Below are 16,422 nucleotides of genomic sequence, written 5' to 3' on the forward strand. Positions count from 1 at the left end.
TGGAGTACCGTTTCTCCCTGTCTGTTCTTGGCATCTGATCGCGACTGAACACGGAATTTGTACCATTGAAAACGCTAAAGACGGTGATTACATTTGCATTTCATACAATTCATGCTAAAATGTGTACGTACAATTTTTATTAAAATATAAGAGCGTATAAGTTTGTCTTGATAAGACTTATGAAAGAAGTGAATGGTATGAAGCCGAAGTACCAAATTATAATAGATGAGATTAAAAGCGACATTCTCTCGGGAACGTACAAAGCAGGCGATCGCATTCCTACGGAATCCGCTTTGCAGGATAGCTACAACGTCAGCCGGCAAACGGTTCGAAAAGCCATTCTAGAGCTGTCGAACGAAGGGTTTCTCCGAAGCGAGAAAGGCTCCGGCACGTACGTCAGCAGCCAATACCGGTCCAAAACCGGCGGGAAATCGTCGAATAAAACGATTGGCGTCATTACGACTTACCTCTCGGATTACATCTTTCCTTCCATTATCCGCGGCATTGAAAGCCGGTTAAATGAAGATAGCTATTCCCTGCTGTTAGCCAGCACCAACAATGACGTTTCCCAGGAAAAAAAGGCGTTGGAAATGATGCTGTCCTACGGCGTGGACGGACTGATTATAGAGCCCACCCGAAGTAATGTGTACAATCCGAATATCGCTTATTACTTGTCTTTTAAAGAACAAGAGGTTCCGTTGACGATGATCAACGCTTACTACGAAGAGCTGGAGGTGCCTTTCTTCTGTCTCGATGACGTGCAGTCCAGCTATCTGGCCACCCGGGAGCTGATTGCCAAAGGACATACCCAGATCGGCATCATTGCGAAAATGGACGATTTGCAGGGGAAGTTTAGAATGAAGGGATTCATTAAGGCGCTTGGGGAAGCCAAATTACGGTTTCAGCAGGAGCACGTGCTTTCATTCGATACGGCGACCAAGCCGGAGCTGTCCGCTAATCTGGAAGGGTATCTGAATGATAATCGCGATGAATTGACTGCGCTTGTCTGCTATAACGATGAGGTTGGCTTGGAAGTCGTACATGTGTGCCGAAAGCTCGGTATTTCCATTCCGGACGAGCTGTCCATCATCGGCCAGGACAATTCCTATATCGCCAAAAATGCGAATATTAAACTGACGACGCTGACCCACCCGCAGGAACAAATGGGGCGCGACGCAGCGGACTGGATCATTAAAAACCTTCAGGGCAAAAAAGACCTGCCGACCAGTACCTACTACCAGCCTGTACTCGTCGAGGGCGAGACGGTTAAAGAGATCGAAGTGGAATAGCAATAGCGGCATTTGCTAAAGTGCACAAGAGGACGAGCCTGTTTATTGTTTATCAGGCCGTCCTCTTTTTTTCGGCGATTAAATAGCGGAAAACTTGTAGATAGTCGCATGCCTGTATACCTGACCCGGCACCAAAACAGTAGAAGGGAACTGAGGGTGATTCGGCGAGTCCGGGTCATGCTGCGTTTCCAAAGTCAAACCGGCATATCGCTCGTAGGGGATTCCATCTTTCCCTATAACGCTGCCGTCCAGCGAATTGCCCGTATAAAATTGAATAGCGGGCTGCGATGTATAAACCTCCATCAACCGGCCGGAGTGCGGGTCATAGACGCTGGCTGCAAAGCCCCTTGACTGTGCGTCGTGATGGATGACGTAATTGAAGTCGTAGCCTCCTGCCAGCCGCATTTGCGGGTCATTGGCATGAATGCGGGCGCCAACCGGTGTCGGCTGCCGAAAGTCAAGCGGCGTTCCGGCAACGCTTTGCACCTCTCCCGTAGGGATGAGCCCTTGCTTTACCGGAGTGAATCGATCGGAGTGAATCCGGACAATATGGCCGAGAATATTCCCGTTGCCCGCTCCCGACAAATTGTAATAGTTATGCTGAGTAAGGTTCACAACCGTTTTTTTGTCAGTCGTTGCCGTATAGTCAATCCTCAGCTCATTCTCATCCGTAAGCGTATACTCCACGGCTGCGTCGACGTTGCCGGGAAACCCCTCTTCCCCATCCTTGCTTAGATAACGCAGAGCAAGTCCAACAGCGTCATTGCTCCGTTTTTCCTCGGCATGCCAAACCCGTTTGTCGAACCCCCTTCTGCCGCCGTGCAGCGTATTCGGACCGTCGTTAACAGACAGCCGGTAGACGACGCCATCTAGCGCAAATCGGCCGTCGGCGATCCGATTCGCGAAACGTCCGATTAACGCTCCAAAATAGTTGATATTGCCGGTTCTCCAATAGTCCTCCAATGTCGAATAACCGAGAACGACATCCTCCATTTTGCCGTGCCGGTCCGGTACAATAAGGCTCGTCATAATGCCTCCATAAGTCATAATGGAAGCTTGCATGCCATTTTTATTGGTCAGCACGTATTGATAAACGGCCTGCCCTTCTGGCGTTTGGCCGACATACCGCTTGGCGATGCCGCTGCGCAGAGCGCCATTAGGCCGGACGGGAGTCTTCTCATCCCGGATGATCGGCTCAAGAGGCGCCGTATTTCCGTACACCGGCTCCGCCCCATGCGGACTGACGGCCCATCGCACAGCATTGGAAATTACTTTTAATACAACGTTGTTGTAGTATGTAGGATACTCTTGGTCCCCCGGACGGAAATAAAAGATTTTCCCGAGTCCCCTGGAATAGGCGCAGCCGCTGCGGAATACTTCCCCTCCCTGAAACCAGCTAATAAATACAAGCTCTTCGGGAGCGGGGATATCAAAAAACTCGCCGTACATTTCCTCGGTTTGCAGTTCGAAATACTCGCCCAGCCCTTCCGTAATCGGATGAGAGGGGTCAACCACCCACAACCGTTCCCGCTCGGCATCCGACCTCCACTTCAAATCGCAGGTCGTTCCCATTAGCTTCTTGAAAATTTTCGACCGGTGTCCGGAATGCAGAACGATAAGCCCCATACCGGAAAGCACTCTATTATAAATGCGCTCGACGACCGCATCGGATACTTGCTCGTGAGCGACATGTCCCCACCAAATCAAGACATCGGTATGCTGCAGCGTTTCCTCCGTCAAACCATGCTCCGGCTGATCGAATGTCGCGGTTTGGATCTCAAAGCCGCTCATTCCGATTCCCGCAGCAATCGCCTCGTGGATTCCATGCGGATAGATGGCCGCCACCTTCGCTTCCGTTCTTTCCTGAATAAATTCGTTCCATATCGTCACCCTGATTCTTTTCGCCAATTCCGATCCCCTCCTTAATCGATGTATATGTAGATCTCGCATGAAACAATCGCGTTAATTGCATGAATCAGCGCATATATTTGAAGAAACGAAAGGAAGGGATGCCATTGAAATATTATGTTGCAGGTACTGGGGATACGCTGTTAAACCTTTCACGACGATTTCAGATCGAGCTTGATCTATTGATGACGGCCAATCCGCATATCGCGAATCCGTATATGAATATCGCGGGCCGGAACGTGAACTTGGATACGCAAAGTCCACCGGCAAAGGACTATCGAGTTGTCGCTCCTTTTTGCCCGCCTGTCCCGGAATCCGATTTTCTTCCTTCATGGATACCTTTAACCGATGCCGAGAAAATGGCCGAAACCGAATACGATGTGCTGATCGTTGGCACTGGCGCAGGGGGAGGCGCTGCGCTGTGGCGTCTATGCGAGCAATGGGCGGGCAGCGGCAAACGGATCGGAGTAGTCGAGAGAGGCCCTGCGTACCTGCCGACCCATGCCGCAAATATAGCGACCATTGACGGCGACAGCTTCCGACTATATGCGCCTCCGGAAATTACCGATCTCATCGGGAACAGGCTCCCTGAGTATCCCGGCATGAAGCTCGTTTACGCTTTAGGTGGACGAATGCTGTTATGGGGAGCGATCTCTCCTCGCGTACCGGAGTTCGCAAGGAGAAGCTGGCCTGTTTCCAGCGAAGAGATGGAGCTCTATTACAATATCGCCGAAGAGGTCATGAACGTGACAACAGACTATACGAAGGACTCGTCCATCACAAGCATTCTCCTCGAACGGCTTCGAGCCAATGGCTATTTCAATGCGAGCGATATTCCGGTAGCGACCGATCTCGATCAAACCCGCTACGGTAGACTGAATTCCAATGTCTTCTTCAGTTCGATCCTTTTCCTCGCGAGAGCGCTAAGCCATCGTCCTTTCGACCTTGCCGTCAATACCTACGCCGCGGAAGTGATTACGGAAGGCGGGAAGGCAGCCGGAGTTCGGGTAATGACCGTCGACAAGAAGTCTTATATCCTTCGGGCGAAGACGGTCATCGTATCGGCAAGCGCCCTGCAAACTCCGCGCATTCTGCTTAACTCCGGCATTCCGGGCCATGCCATCGGCCGGTATCTGACAAACCATTCGTACTTGATTGCCACGGCAAGCGTGAACACCAAAGACTTCCCCGAGCCTCTTGGCGTGCTCGGAATTGTCGTCCCGGAGCTTCCGAATCGGCCCTACCGGCTTCAGCTGCAGGGCCCCGGCAAATTTTTTAACTATCATTACGATAAAAAACCAATTCAAGACGAATGGATCATCAGCTTTTATGGCGCATCCGGCGAAGTGGAATCGCGTTACGAAAACAGGGTGTATATCGATCCAAGCCGAGTCGACGCATACGGAATGCCGGAATTGCAAATCGACTTCTCGTATAGTGAGAGAGATGAGGCCGTTATTCAAGAAATGTATACGTATATTCAACAGGCTTCCTCCGCGATGCAATTGCGCTTGGAATTGATAGACGGCGTTCCGGTTATTTGCTTGATGCCGCCAGGAGCGGACAATCATGATTTCGGAACGTGCCGGATGGGCGATGATCCGCTTACTTCGGTTACGAATCGGTATGGGCAGATTCACGGCATCGAAGGCCTTTTCGTTGCCGATAACAGCGTACTCCCTTCAATCGGCGCATCCAATCCGACCTTATCGACCGTTGCCTTGGCCATCCGGACGGCGGATTATATCGTTTTAACGGATAAATGACCACAAAGCAGTTGTATAATCTTGGGCAATTCACCGCATACTAATGCCAATTCTAGCCAACCATCGCAATCGGAGGTGACATTCCATGTGTCCGGATAATTTGGGTGGTTCAACACCCAGCGGCCCGTCAAAGCAATCAGCGGTACAACCGCAGACTAACGGCAGCCAATCGAGCAGCGAGCCTAAACAGCCGATATCCAATCGACTGGAGGATAACATCCGCCAGCTTGAACAGATATTTGCCAAAAACTCGGACCTCGTATTCCGGCATTGGAATTACGGCCCCGATCTTCAGCATTCGGCCTGCTCCGTCTACTATGAAACGCTGATGCAGGGCGAGATTATTAATTATATGAAGTCTTCCCTGCAAGATCTCGTCGCACACGAGGTCGGACCGGGAGCGACGATTACGCCGGAGGATGTAATAGCCTTCTTCGGGCATAATGGAGTGTCCGAGAAAAAGGCCGATCTGCTGGATGACTTGAATCAAGCGATAGATTATATTTCAGCGGGCAACATCGTCATTTTTTTCAATCAGTGGAATAAGGCTTTAATCTATAAATCGCTCACGATGGAATCGCGGCCGATCTCGGAGCCTGCCAACGAGACAGTTGTTCAAGGCCCTCGCGAAAGCACCGTTGAAAACCTGCAAAAAAATCTCGGACTTCTTCGCATCCGCTTGAATTCGCCCAAATTCAAAACGGTATCACTCTCCGGAGGCGGAGAAACAAGAACGCGCGTCATTTACGGCTATGTAGAAAATGCTGCGGACCCCGAGATGCTGAAGGAGTTCGAAAAAAGAATCGGTCAAATCAGTCAGACCGAAATATTGGAGACCTCCTACGTTGAGCAATTGATTGAGGATTCTACTTGGTCGCCTTTCCCTCAGCATCGGTATACGGAGCGCCCCGACACTGCGGTTGCCGCCCTGCTGGACGGCAAAATTGCGGTGCTTGTGCAAGGCACGGGAAGCATTCTGCTATGCCCGGGTTTGTTCACGGAGTTTTTCCAATCCAGCGAGGATTATTATCAAAGAACTGTCTATTCGACCATGATCCGCTGGCTTCGAATAGCCGCTTTTTTATTGGCCTTAATGCTGCCCAGCATCTATATTGCCTTATCGACCTTTCATTCCGAGCTGATCCCGACCGTATTGCTGTTAACGATCATCGATACAAGGGAAGGCATTCCGTTACCGGCTTTCTTTGAAGCGCTTGTTATGGAGTTTTTCTTTGAGCTGCTGAGGGAGGCCGGCGTTCGGCTCCCTAAGCCAGTCGGATCCGCGGTCAGCATCGTAGGGGCGCTCGTCATCGGCGATGCGGCGATCAGCGCGGGCATTGCATCGCCGATTATGGTTATTATCGTCGCCTTGACAGGCATCGCTTCCTTTACGATTCCTCAATACAACATTGCCATCGCGCTGCGGATATTAAGATTCCCGCTTATGATTTCCGCTTCGGTAATGGGAGGATTCGGCATTATGATCGTCTTTCTGCTCATTTTGCTTCATCTTTGCAAGCTTCGTTCGCTTGGACAACCTTACCTATCCCCTGCCGCCCCGTTCCGGATAAGCGAGTTCCGGGATATTATCGTAAGAGCTCCATTAAAAACATTGCTTAAGCATCCCCGCAAGCATATGTCTTAAAGGCTGACTGCAGCTTGCAACCATTAAGAATCAGGAAAGAATGAGTTTACTATGATGAAAAGAATGATGCTCCTGCTGGCATGCTCCGCCCTGCTGCTATTTCTTCCCGGCTGCTGGAACAAACGAGAGCTTGATCAATACGGATTCGCAATGGCTATTGCGATCGACCAAGGAAAAGGCAGGCAGATTGAGCTTACGACACAAATGTACCGCCCGGTCGCCGGACAAAAAGGCGGCGGCGGTGGCGGCGGTACGGCAAGCGAGACAGCGAACCTGTTGATCAAGACCGAGGATGATTCGATATTCGAAGCGATCCGCGATATCCCTATACATTTGGGCAGGAAAGCCAGCTGGAGCCATATGCGTATCATTGTGGTTGGGGAGAAGCTGGCAAGGTCGACCGACATCGGCAAGCTGATCGACTTCTTTTACCGGGATCATGAGCCGAGGCATACGATATCGATCATGATTGCCAAGGGACGTGCGGATAAAATATTGGAAGTAAAGCCGGCCATTGAGCAGACGATCGGTCAGCAGCTTTTGTTAACCAAACAGGTTGCCTTCAAAAATGCCGCCAAGTCGCTGGATACCACTTTGCTCAAATTAGCGCTGCAAATGAACAGCCCGAACAGCGATGCGGCGATCACCTATGTTTATAAGGACAAAAAAGAAAAAGATGAATTAAATGCCGCCGGTCTGGCTCTTCTAAAGAAAGGAAAGATGATAGGCGTCCTGCCTTCCAAAAAAGTAGAAGGGCTTGTCATGCTGCGAAACGAGTATAAATCCGGAATTATCGAAGTCCCTTGCCCGGGAAAACAGCTGGAGACGGAATCATTCGAAGTGCTTAACTTGAGCACCAAAATGAAGCCCAAACTGACAGGGGATAAGGCGCGCGTAACGGTTAAAACCTCAGTCGAGGGGGCAATCGGGGAATTGAAGTGTACGGAAATCAAATCAAGGAAGGATGAAGAGGCGTTCATCCGCAAATTGGATGAACAGATAAAGAAGGAAATGACGACGACCATCCGTATTTTGCAATCCAAAAAAATGGATATTATTGATATTGGAAATATGATATCCAAATCGAATCCTAATAAATGGAAAACCATGAAGGAGACGTGGGATAACCAGTTTGCCGAACTCCCCTTTGATATCCAAGTTGAAACCAGGCTCTTAACGACCGGCACTACGATCGGAAAACCGTCTGTATCGGCAGAGAACAAATAGCGAATCCCTAGGAGGGATGCATGTGTTAGAACGCATAATTGTACTGCTCGTTGCATACGGCTCTATTTTCCTTTATGACAGATCGCAATTGAAAAGCGTGTCGAACAAGGCGGAGAAGGCCGTTTATGTCGTTCTTATGCTCGCCTCGCTGTATTTCGCGATCGACTATGTCCTCGCATTGAAGTTTCCCGGGCTTTACGAGTCGGTCGATTTCGCATTCACGGGCTTGGCCAAGTTGATTGACAAAATGTTAACAGTTCCCAAAAAATGACTGACAGCAGCGGAGGTGCAGGAGTGAACAAGCTGGAAACGATCAGCCCAAAGCAAATAAGCGTGCTATTCTTCACCTTTATGACCGGATCGTCGATCATTAATATTCCCGCCCCGCTGATCGGCAAAGCGGAGAACGGCGCTTGGCTGTCCCTCCTTATCTCCGGGGCAATCGGTATGATGCTGCTGGGCTGCATGCTTTATCTTCATGCTCGTTTTCCTGATAAAAGCTTTGTGGAATATAGTCAAAAGCTGATCGGAGTATGGCTGACCCTTGCCATTTCCGTTCTTCCGCTTTCTTTTATGCTGCATATGCTTACGGCGATCGTCCTCGATATAGCCCTGTTCATGAAAAGCTCCATGCTCAGGGAAACGCCGACCTACGCTTTCACTTCTTTGATCTATATGGTTTCAGCCTTGACCGTTCGCGCGGGGCTTGAGGTCATGGCCCGAATGTTTACGATTATTATGATTCTGGTCGTTTTCTTTGTCACTGCCGTTCTGCTGCTCGCCATAGAAAATTACAATCCCGGAAATCTCTTGCCGTTCATGTCTCAGGGTATTAAGCCGGTGCTGAACGGCGCTTTTTTCTCGTTCGGCTTTCCTTACGCCGAAGTCTTTCTGTTCGCGATGCTCCTTCACTTCACACGGAAACAAGAGCGCAGCGGGCTGAATCGGAACATGCTCCTATCGCTTTTTATGAATATAATAACCCTGTGCATCTCTACGAGCTGTACCATCATGCTGTTCGGACCGCTTGCCGGGATCAAAAAATATTCGTTGTACGAGCTTGCCCGCACGGTCGACGTTCAGGAAATTATAACGAGGATCGAATCCGTTATCGGCATATCGCTTATTGCCGGCTCCTATATGAAAACGACCATAACGCTTTACGTTCTATGCCTGTATGTAACGCATCTGTTTAAGCTGAAGGATTACCGTACGCTCGTCATGCCGTTCGCGATGATCGCTTTCCTGAATACGCTTGTAGGGTTCAAATCGGATATGCAATGGGTTGAAATCGTGTCAATCGTGCATCCGTTATGGGTCGCGTTCGCCTATGCCGCCCCTCTGCTGCTCATAACGGCCGTCGCGGCGTTTCGCAGTTCTACAAACTAATACAAACCTGACATCCCTCCAAGGATGTATGATTAGCGATTTTCCCGAATAGATCATACTATGCGTTCACTTAAGGGGGAATCCATATGCATCCTGCAAAGGCTTACGCCTTGTCGGCCAGTCCCTATACGGTCGCTACTTTCCGCGCGCTTGTCGAAGCGATCGTTCCGAATACGCCTGAGCTGGCCGTGTTCGGTGCGGAGCAAACGACAGGTGCGGCCGAGCAGGGCGTTCAGGACTACTTAATTTGGGAATTGGATCATACGCTTGCGCTGTTCTTCGGCATGCATTTAACCAATTTCCCGCTCTCCGCACCTACCGCCGGCATGCTGAATGCCGGTGCCGTTCAACTGGTCGCCTCGGGGCAGGCGCTTCAGGCTCCAAACCATACGCAATGGGAGATCAGTCCTTATTCCGCGATTTCACCGCTTGACAGAATACGAGTGCTTGCCATGCTGGAGGAGCTCAAGGTCGATCTTGGAGCGCTTCCGCCCCCTTACCGGGGCGACGGCGGACTTGTCAAATTTATCGTCGATTATCTCAATAGAGCGACGATGTTCGGATTCTATTCGGAATGGCCGGCTTACGGGACGACTCGGCTAGCGGCTCCAACGGAACGAAGACTGGAATATTTTCCGATCGGTTGGCGTCAGGCGGGTTACCCGGGTGTCTCATTAGGATATCGCGCGCTTCGCGGATTTCTATTAACGATTGTGCGAGAAGGAGGGGAATCGACAATTGTATGATGCGGACGTAATCGTAATCGGCTCCGGCGGCGGCGGAGCCGTCGTTGCCAAGGAGTTGGGAGAAAAAGGACTGAAAGTATTGGTTCTGGAGGCAGGGCCTTTCTACGGCAACAAGCAATGGCAAAATCCGAACACCGAGCGCGGCGGAGAGTGGAGCTCCAGCTATCATGATTTGGACATCGGCATTTACAAAAAAATTTATAACTCGTATGAGAACAACATGAACGATGTCGTGTCGGGAACGTTCCGCTTCGGACCGGCCGATCGGCGCCGCGACCCGTGGCATCGGATTATGAAGCAAAAGGGCGATATTTGGCAGGTGTCCGGAGTCGGAGGAACGACACAGCATTATTGGTCGCAGTCGCCGCGCGCCTTCCCTTCGGCCATCGACGGTATATGGCCGATCAGCTACCGCGAGCTGATTCCTTATTACGAAAAAGCCGAAGCGACCCTGCCCGTTCAATTCTCGCCGACGACTCCAAAGGAGGAGCTGTTCTATTACGGCGCCAAAAAAGCCGGATGGTCGCTCATTCCGACGCTTGACGTCGTTTCGCCGGGCTACCGTCCAAATCCGAACGCTATTCTCCGTGCGAATGAACATTTGATGGATCCCAATTACTCGATGGAGCAGCTCAGCAATATGGAAGGCTGCACCCTTAGAGGACATTGCGTAAACGGCTGTACGACCGGTCCCTCGGTAGACAAAATCGCCAAACGAAGCACGCTTGTCAGCTATATACCGCTCGCTCTCAAAACAGGCAACGTCGCGATCCGGCCTAATTCCTTTACGATCAAAATATTGACCGAGCATGACCCAAAGGAAGGTCTTCGCGCATGCGGCGTGCAATACAGGGATACATGGACGGGAGAAATAGGCGAGCTTAAGGCTCGTACAGTCGTTATGGCAGCCGGTTGCATCGAATCGCCCCGCTTGTGGCTGAATTCGGCGCTTCCATACAACGCATGGGTAGGCAGAGGCTTAACCAATCATTATTTCGATTGGGTTGGCGGCGTGTTTGACGAGAAGGATTTGATGAGCATTATGGGCATGCCTTCCGTTTATCCTTACGCAGGACATACATCCGGCGCCAGAGTCGACATTCCGGGGATCGGAATTTTCCAGGTGTCCTGCCTCAGTCCCGGTTTAATGTCCTTCTTAACGTACGGCTTCAGCGAAGCCGGTTATAACGCCTTAAATCCGCCAGAGCCCGGAGAACCTTGGAACATCAGAGGTCGAGTCGTTGGCTCGGAATTGAAAGAATTGATGATGAACTACAGCCGAACGATGACGATGCTGCTTCTGACCGACGATGAAGTGCAGTTCAGCAACAGGGTCGAGGTCGATCCGCTCATGAAGGACGAGAACGGACCGATTCCAATCATCCATTATAAGCCTAGCCCTAAAACGTTGAAAAGGCGCGATCAGCTTGCGAGGTATGCATGCGAGACGCTGCAGCATGCCGGCGCCAAAAAAATTATCCGATCGGATACGCCGACCGGCTTTCTGCTTCATCTGGAAAGCACCATGCGAATGGGCTTTGTCGTCGATACGGAATGCGAGGCCTATCAGGTGTCGCGACTTTATATCGCCGATAACAGCGTGCATTATAACGGGATCGGCGGCCCTAATCCGACCCTTACGACACAGGCGCTTGCTACACGCACGGCCGATAAGCTTGCGGAGAAATATTTCGGTCAGCCTGCTGAAACGGTAAAATAAAGGACCGCGCCCGACAAACCGACGATGAACAGAAATGCGATAGCTTTCCCAAACGTCTTCATCCTCCTGCCCCCTTCCCGCTATAATTATCTTTAATATGCTCGCCATCCGGCGGGCATATCCCTTTTTATGAATAATAAGGAAATTATATGGGGAAATTAGGTCATAAACAATCTGGGGGAGCTTTTTATGAAAAGAATAAAAGCAACGCCTAGACGATTTGATAAGCGAATGAAGAATCTCGTCGATATCCCTGAAGAAGCGCTGTCCGATAATCTGGATGACAATGAGGCGGCGCTGACGCAAATCTTTTCCAACTGCGCCGATCTAATCGTACGAAATCTGAATCTGTCCGGTTCAATCCGCTGTATAGCGGTCTACCTCGATGTTTTGGTCGATGAATCGATGTGGAGCAACGGTTTGCTCCATCCATTAATGCAGCAAGAAACAGTTGACTCCGACAATCCCGGCCAACTGATCGAGCAGTTAAAGTACAATCTTGCTTCGGCCGTAAAGCCGGAGATGGTCGTTAATCAGAAAGAAGCCGTTCAACGTATCGTCAGCGGAGAAGTCGTTCTGTTCGTCGAATCGTCTAAGCTGGCGCTTACCTTCAGCATTAGAGATACATTACAGCGCCAACTGGACGAGCCCAGCTCAGAGGCCGTTATTCGCGGTCCGCGAATTGGATTTATCGAGAAGATTGATATCAATATGGCCTTAATCCGCCAAAGAATCCGCACGCCTCAGTTGAAAATTGAAAAGGTCAAATTAGGCGCCGCTACTCGTACCGACATCGCTATTGTTTACTTTGAAGGCAAGACGCCTCAGACGGTGGTTGAAGAGATAAGGCGGCGCGTTTCCGAAATCGATATGGACAGCATCCTGGAGTCCGGTTATATCGAAGAATCGATCAGTGACCATTCCTACTCGCCGTTCCCGATCATGCAGACGACCCAGAGACCCGATGTGATATCGGCGGCCCTTATCGAAGGGAAAGCGGCGGTGCTTGTCGACGGTTCTCCGATTGCGCTAGTCATGCCAATTACGTTCTGGTACGGGTTTCAGACAGTCGAGGATTACTATATGAGCTTCATTTTCGCTTCGTTTCTGAGGTGGCTAAGATTTTTATTTGCCTTCTTGGCGCTCACTCTGCCATCCGTCTACGTGGCGATAACGACTTTCCATTCGGAAATGATCCCGACAGGTCTTGCTTTGAGTCTCGCGGCAGCGAGAGAAGTCGTTCCGTTTCCGGCAATGGTGGAAACCTTGATCATGGAGATTACGTTCGAGGCGCTTCGCGAGGCGGGAGTCCGTCTGCCTCGTCCGGTAGGACAAACGATTAGCATCGTAGGCGCGCTAGTTATTGGACAAGCTGCGGTTCAGGCAGGCATCATATCCGCACCAATCATAATTATTGTTTCCTTGACGGGAATCGCATCCTTCCTTATCCCTCACCCGGAGATGAACCAAGCCGTCAGCATGCTGCGCTTTCCAATGGTCTTATGCGCCGGCACTTTCGGCTTGTACGGTGTCAGCGCAGCTATGATCGCGATCTTGATCCATTTGTCCAATCTGAATTCTTTCGGCGTTCCCTACTTGTCGCCGATCGCTCCGCTGAACATTTCTGACTTATGGGATGTATTGATCAGAGCTCCATGGAAGATCATGCACAAACGGCAGCGCCGTATTCGACCGGAAATGGAGCAGGAGAAAAAATGAATGTGCCGCGAGTCTTTTTAAAGTGTCTGACGGTTTTTCTCATTATCGGACTGCTTACAGGGTGCTGGGATCGGAACGAGATGGATGAGCTCGCGTTTGTCATGGCCAGCGGCATCGATCTTACGGAGGACGGACAAGTCGAAGTTACACTGCAAATCGCACTTCCTACCGGAATTCCAAGCTCCTTGGCGTCGGGGGGGAGGTCCGTGAAACCCGTCTTGGTTTTATCGGCTAAAGGAAAAGACGGGATTGATGCTTTGGGCAAGCTGCAGACACAGCTATCCCGCCGCATCAATCTAGGCCATCGAGGGGTGCTCATATTCGGCGAGGAATATGCACGTCATGGCATCGATCAAGTACTGGATACGCTGCTTCGCTCGCCGGAAAGCCGGTTCAACAGCTATGTGGTTACCGCATCCGGAACGACAGCGAAAGAAATTTTAAACTCAACTTATCAGTTAGAGTCTATTCCGGCTCTTGGCATCAACAATTTGCAATCCAATGACTTCAGCTTCTCTATTAAAATGGATAAGTTTATCGAGACAGTTTCTTCACCAGAGCTTGATGCGGTTACCGGAGCCATACGAATCGCCAATAAGAAAACGGGCAGCGAAACCTTCATGCTCGATAAGGCGGCGGTATACCGGGAAAACAAATTGGTCGGCTTCTTATCCGGGATGCAACTGAAATCATTTCGCTTAGCGAAAGGGCATGTCAACGGTATGAAGCTTTCTGTCGATATGGAGCCTCCGAAGGAACGATACAAAGGAACCGTCGCCGTACAGATTTTGAAGTCAACGACAAAAATACGCACTCGTATCCGTAATGGGATGCCCGAAATAACGCTCTCCGTGAAAGCGACAGCGCAGATTATTTCTAATGATACAACGATAGACTTCAACAAAGCTGCCAATCTCCAAGCAGCGGAAGAGAAATTTTCGGATGAGCTGCAAAAATCGATGACGAGCATAGTCTCTCTCTCTCAGAATAAATTTAAAGCGGATATTCTAGGTGTTGGAAGAGAGCTTCATATCGAGCATCCTTTCTATTGGAAGACGGCAAAGACCGCCTGGGAAGAACTCTACCCTAAAGTACCCGTAAGCTTACAGACTGACATTCAAATCGAACGGATCGGCAGAATGCAAGCCAATCCGAATGTCCAGATGAAATAATGAACCAAGAGAGGATGGTTTCGGATGAAAGTAACGGGCATACAAGTTTTTTGGATGATCGCTATCATGGATATAGGCATGACTTTAATCATGACGCTCACGCCAAGCTTGCAATCCGCTAAACAGGATGTTTGGATTGCCATTCTGGTTTCCGGATGCATCACGCTGATCATCACCGCGATCACAACGAAGACCGCGCTGCTTTATCCCGGCCAAAATTTGGTTCAGTTCAGCCAGACGATACTGGGCAAATGGCTTGGAAAAGCCGTTGTCATCATTTATTTTATCCAGTGGTATACCATCCTCCCTATTGTTCTACGCCAATTTACAGATGTCATTCATACGATGATTTTGCCGGCCACGCCGAAACCGGCGGTTATGATTATCATGATTGCCTTAACCGTCTATGTGACCAATTCGGCAGGAATCGTATCCATCGCCCGTACAACTGAAATTCTGGGGCCGCTCATTATTTTGATAATCCTCGTGACTTTGATTTCCAGCATCAACAACGTGGATATGCGTTACCTGCTGCCCGTCTTTGCGGACAACGGGATAAGCGGCATTATAAACGGAGCGATCCCTCCCGCATCCTACCTCGGACATTCCGTTGAATACCTTATGCTTGCGTCGTTTCTATACCAGCCGCAGAAAGGGACGCCCTATGCTTTTTGGGCGATCATTACGGCTGTATTTATCGTGCTTATCTCTATGACGATGGCCACCGTAACGCTCGGTACCGGCCTCGCGCCCAAAATGTGGTACCCTTTTTTCGAGATGTCTCGGCAAATCTCTCTCTTCGGTTTTATCGAGAACTTCGATCCGCTTGTCATTGTCATCTGGGTGGCCAGCGTATTCGTTAAATTGGCGATTTACCTGTTTATAACCAGCTATGGCACCGCCCAATTTCTAAACGTCAAGAACTGGCGAATGCTGACCTGGTTTATTGCTCCCGTAGTCATCATTTTTGCTTTGTTTCCTGCAAACGTTACGGAAGCTACCGCTAATTATTTACTCCGCTATTGGGTGCCTTTTGTGCTCCCCGTTAACATGCTCGCTCTTCCGCTGCTATTGCTGGTTGTCGGAAAGATGCGCTTGAGCATCAATCGGGCAAAGCAAGGGAGCTAAGGAGCTTGGAACGAGACAAATCGTTTTAAATAAGGGGGCAATCGTGTATAATACTCAAAGATCCTATTAAATTGCATACAATTTAATAGAAAGAAGGGGGAGTAGAAACGATGACGATCATCCGCGATCTTTTAACCGCGCTAGTTGCTATCGAACATGTATATATCCTGATCTTGGAAATGTTCTTGTGGACGACTCCGAGAGCGAGAAAAGCATTCGGAACCGATAAGACGTTCGCTGAAGCGACAAGGTCGCTTGCCGCTAACCAGGGATTGTATAACGGTTTCTTGGCGGCCGGTCTGTTCTGGGGTCTCATTCATCCCAATGCTGCGATAGGGCATCAACTGCAATTGTTTTTCCTAGGCTGTGTCCTCGTTGCGGCCGTCTATGGAGGCTTGACGGCAAAACGATCGATTTTACTCGTACAAGGGTTGCCAGCATTAGCGGCGATGGTCGCCGTACTCGTATTATAGAAACGAGGCCGTCCCAAAAGTGGTTCGCTCGCTGAAAAAACGGCTCGCATCAGTAATTGAAGAAGCGGTATTCATGAAAATAGTGTTGCAGAGAGCTATCCCTGCAACACTATTTTCGTATTATCAGGTCAGCCAGAGATTTCTGGTTGGCCTTTTTTAATGGCCGTTCTATGATGGCGGTAGCTGGGAGAACGTACGCTATTTTGAGGCAGTGACCTCGTCACAAAAACTGTTTTTCCC

General features: G+C 50.0%; 13 protein-coding genes and 1 pseudogene. 12 read left to right on the top strand and 2 right to left on the bottom strand.

Annotated features, from left to right (window positions below):
- The first annotated feature begins 197 nt into the window (after nt 1-197).
- The gene (locus tag GOM71_RS22195; RefSeq protein WP_156285107.1) at nt 198-1,289 is read left to right on the top strand and encodes a GntR family transcriptional regulator; all 1,092 of its coding nucleotides are present in this window, start codon (nt 198-200) and stop codon (nt 1,287-1,289) included.
- A 78-nt stretch (nt 1,290-1,367) separates the two neighbouring features.
- Here the strand turns inward: GOM71_RS22195 and GOM71_RS24570 are convergent, their stop codons facing one another.
- Together GOM71_RS24570 and GOM71_RS24575 are read right to left on the bottom strand one after the other, a co-directional pair.
- Nucleotides 1,368-2,480, bottom strand: a complete 1,113-nt coding sequence (locus GOM71_RS24570; protein WP_367649750.1) for an aldose epimerase family protein — start codon at nt 2,478-2,480, stop codon at nt 1,368-1,370.
- Nucleotides 2,478-3,239, bottom strand: a pseudogene (locus tag GOM71_RS24575) (ThuA domain-containing protein); the annotation flags it as partial. The gene GOM71_RS24570 and the pseudogene GOM71_RS24575, both read right to left, overlap by 3 nt.
- Before the next feature lie 20 nt (nt 3,240-3,259).
- Here GOM71_RS24575 and GOM71_RS22205 point away from each other — a divergent pair.
- From GOM71_RS22205 to GOM71_RS22255, 11 genes are all read left to right on the top strand, one after another.
- Nucleotides 3,260-4,963, top strand: coding sequence for a GMC oxidoreductase (locus tag GOM71_RS22205; protein ID WP_253944983.1), 1,704 nt, complete (start codon nt 3,260-3,262; stop codon nt 4,961-4,963).
- Between the two features lie 85 nt (nt 4,964-5,048).
- Nucleotides 5,049-6,608, top strand: a complete 1,560-nt coding sequence (locus GOM71_RS22210) for a spore germination protein (protein WP_156285110.1) — start codon at nt 5,049-5,051, stop codon at nt 6,606-6,608.
- Nucleotides 6,609-6,659: 51 nt separating this feature from the next.
- The gene (locus GOM71_RS22215; protein ID WP_156285112.1) at nt 6,660-7,835 is read left to right on the top strand and encodes a Ger(x)C family spore germination protein; all 1,176 of its coding nucleotides are present in this window, start codon (nt 6,660-6,662) and stop codon (nt 7,833-7,835) included.
- 22 nt (nt 7,836-7,857) lie between these two features.
- Nucleotides 7,858-8,106: a hypothetical protein gene (locus GOM71_RS22220; RefSeq protein ID WP_156285114.1), complete on the top strand. Its 249-nt coding sequence runs from the start codon at nt 7,858-7,860 to the stop codon at nt 8,104-8,106.
- 23 nt (nt 8,107-8,129) lie between these two features.
- On the top strand, nt 8,130-9,224 hold the full coding sequence (locus GOM71_RS22225) for a GerAB/ArcD/ProY family transporter (RefSeq protein ID WP_173275934.1): 1,095 nt from the start codon (nt 8,130-8,132) through the stop codon (nt 9,222-9,224).
- An 86-nt stretch (nt 9,225-9,310) separates the two neighbouring features.
- Complete coding sequence (locus GOM71_RS22230) at nt 9,311-9,970, top strand: hypothetical protein (RefSeq protein WP_156285118.1); 660 nt, start codon at nt 9,311-9,313, stop codon at nt 9,968-9,970.
- Nucleotides 9,963-11,690, top strand: a complete 1,728-nt coding sequence (locus GOM71_RS22235) for a GMC family oxidoreductase N-terminal domain-containing protein (RefSeq protein ID WP_156285120.1) — start codon at nt 9,963-9,965, stop codon at nt 11,688-11,690. The genes GOM71_RS22230 and GOM71_RS22235 overlap by 8 nt, the downstream gene beginning before the upstream one ends.
- A 189-nt stretch (nt 11,691-11,879) precedes the next feature.
- Entirely contained in the window at nt 11,880-13,409 is a 1,530-nt protein-coding gene (locus GOM71_RS22240) for a spore germination protein (protein WP_156285122.1), read from the top strand.
- 2 nt (nt 13,410-13,411) lie between these two features.
- Nucleotides 13,412-14,581 (top strand): Ger(x)C family spore germination protein, encoded by a 1,170-nt coding sequence (locus GOM71_RS22245; protein WP_173275936.1) that lies wholly within the window; start codon nt 13,412-13,414, stop codon nt 14,579-14,581.
- 24 nt (nt 14,582-14,605) lie between these two features.
- Complete coding sequence (locus GOM71_RS22250; RefSeq protein ID WP_156285126.1) at nt 14,606-15,709, top strand: GerAB/ArcD/ProY family transporter; 1,104 nt, start codon at nt 14,606-14,608, stop codon at nt 15,707-15,709.
- A 110-nt stretch (nt 15,710-15,819) separates the two neighbouring features.
- The gene (locus GOM71_RS22255) at nt 15,820-16,182 is read left to right on the top strand and encodes a DUF1304 domain-containing protein (RefSeq protein ID WP_156285128.1); all 363 of its coding nucleotides are present in this window, start codon (nt 15,820-15,822) and stop codon (nt 16,180-16,182) included.
- Nucleotides 16,183-16,422: the final 240 nt, after the last annotated feature.

This window comes from Paenibacillus sp. NEAU-GSW1 (assembly GCF_009737085.1).
In the GTDB taxonomy this organism is placed as follows: Bacteria; Bacillota; Bacilli; order Paenibacillales; family Paenibacillaceae; genus Pristimantibacillus.

Excerpts from the sequence above, each read along its gene's own strand:
- GOM71_RS22195 (WP_156285107.1), top strand. The coding sequence starts at position 198 with ATGAAGCCGAAGTACCAAATTATAATAGATGAGATTAAAAGCGACATT.
- GOM71_RS22205 (WP_253944983.1), top strand. The coding sequence starts at position 3,260 with ATGAATCAGCGCATATATTTGAAGAAACGAAAGGAAGGGATGCCATTG.
- GOM71_RS22250 (WP_156285126.1), top strand. The coding sequence starts at position 14,606 with ATGAAAGTAACGGGCATACAAGTTTTTTGGATGATCGCTATCATGGAT.
- GOM71_RS22240 (WP_156285122.1), top strand. The coding sequence starts at position 11,880 with ATGAAAAGAATAAAAGCAACGCCTAGACGATTTGATAAGCGAATGAAG.
- GOM71_RS22230 (WP_156285118.1), top strand. The coding sequence starts at position 9,311 with ATGCATCCTGCAAAGGCTTACGCCTTGTCGGCCAGTCCCTATACGGTC.
- GOM71_RS22255 (WP_156285128.1), top strand. The coding sequence starts at position 15,820 with ATGACGATCATCCGCGATCTTTTAACCGCGCTAGTTGCTATCGAACAT.
- GOM71_RS22210 (WP_156285110.1), top strand. The coding sequence starts at position 5,049 with ATGTGTCCGGATAATTTGGGTGGTTCAACACCCAGCGGCCCGTCAAAG.
- GOM71_RS22215 (WP_156285112.1), top strand. The coding sequence starts at position 6,660 with ATGATGAAAAGAATGATGCTCCTGCTGGCATGCTCCGCCCTGCTGCTA.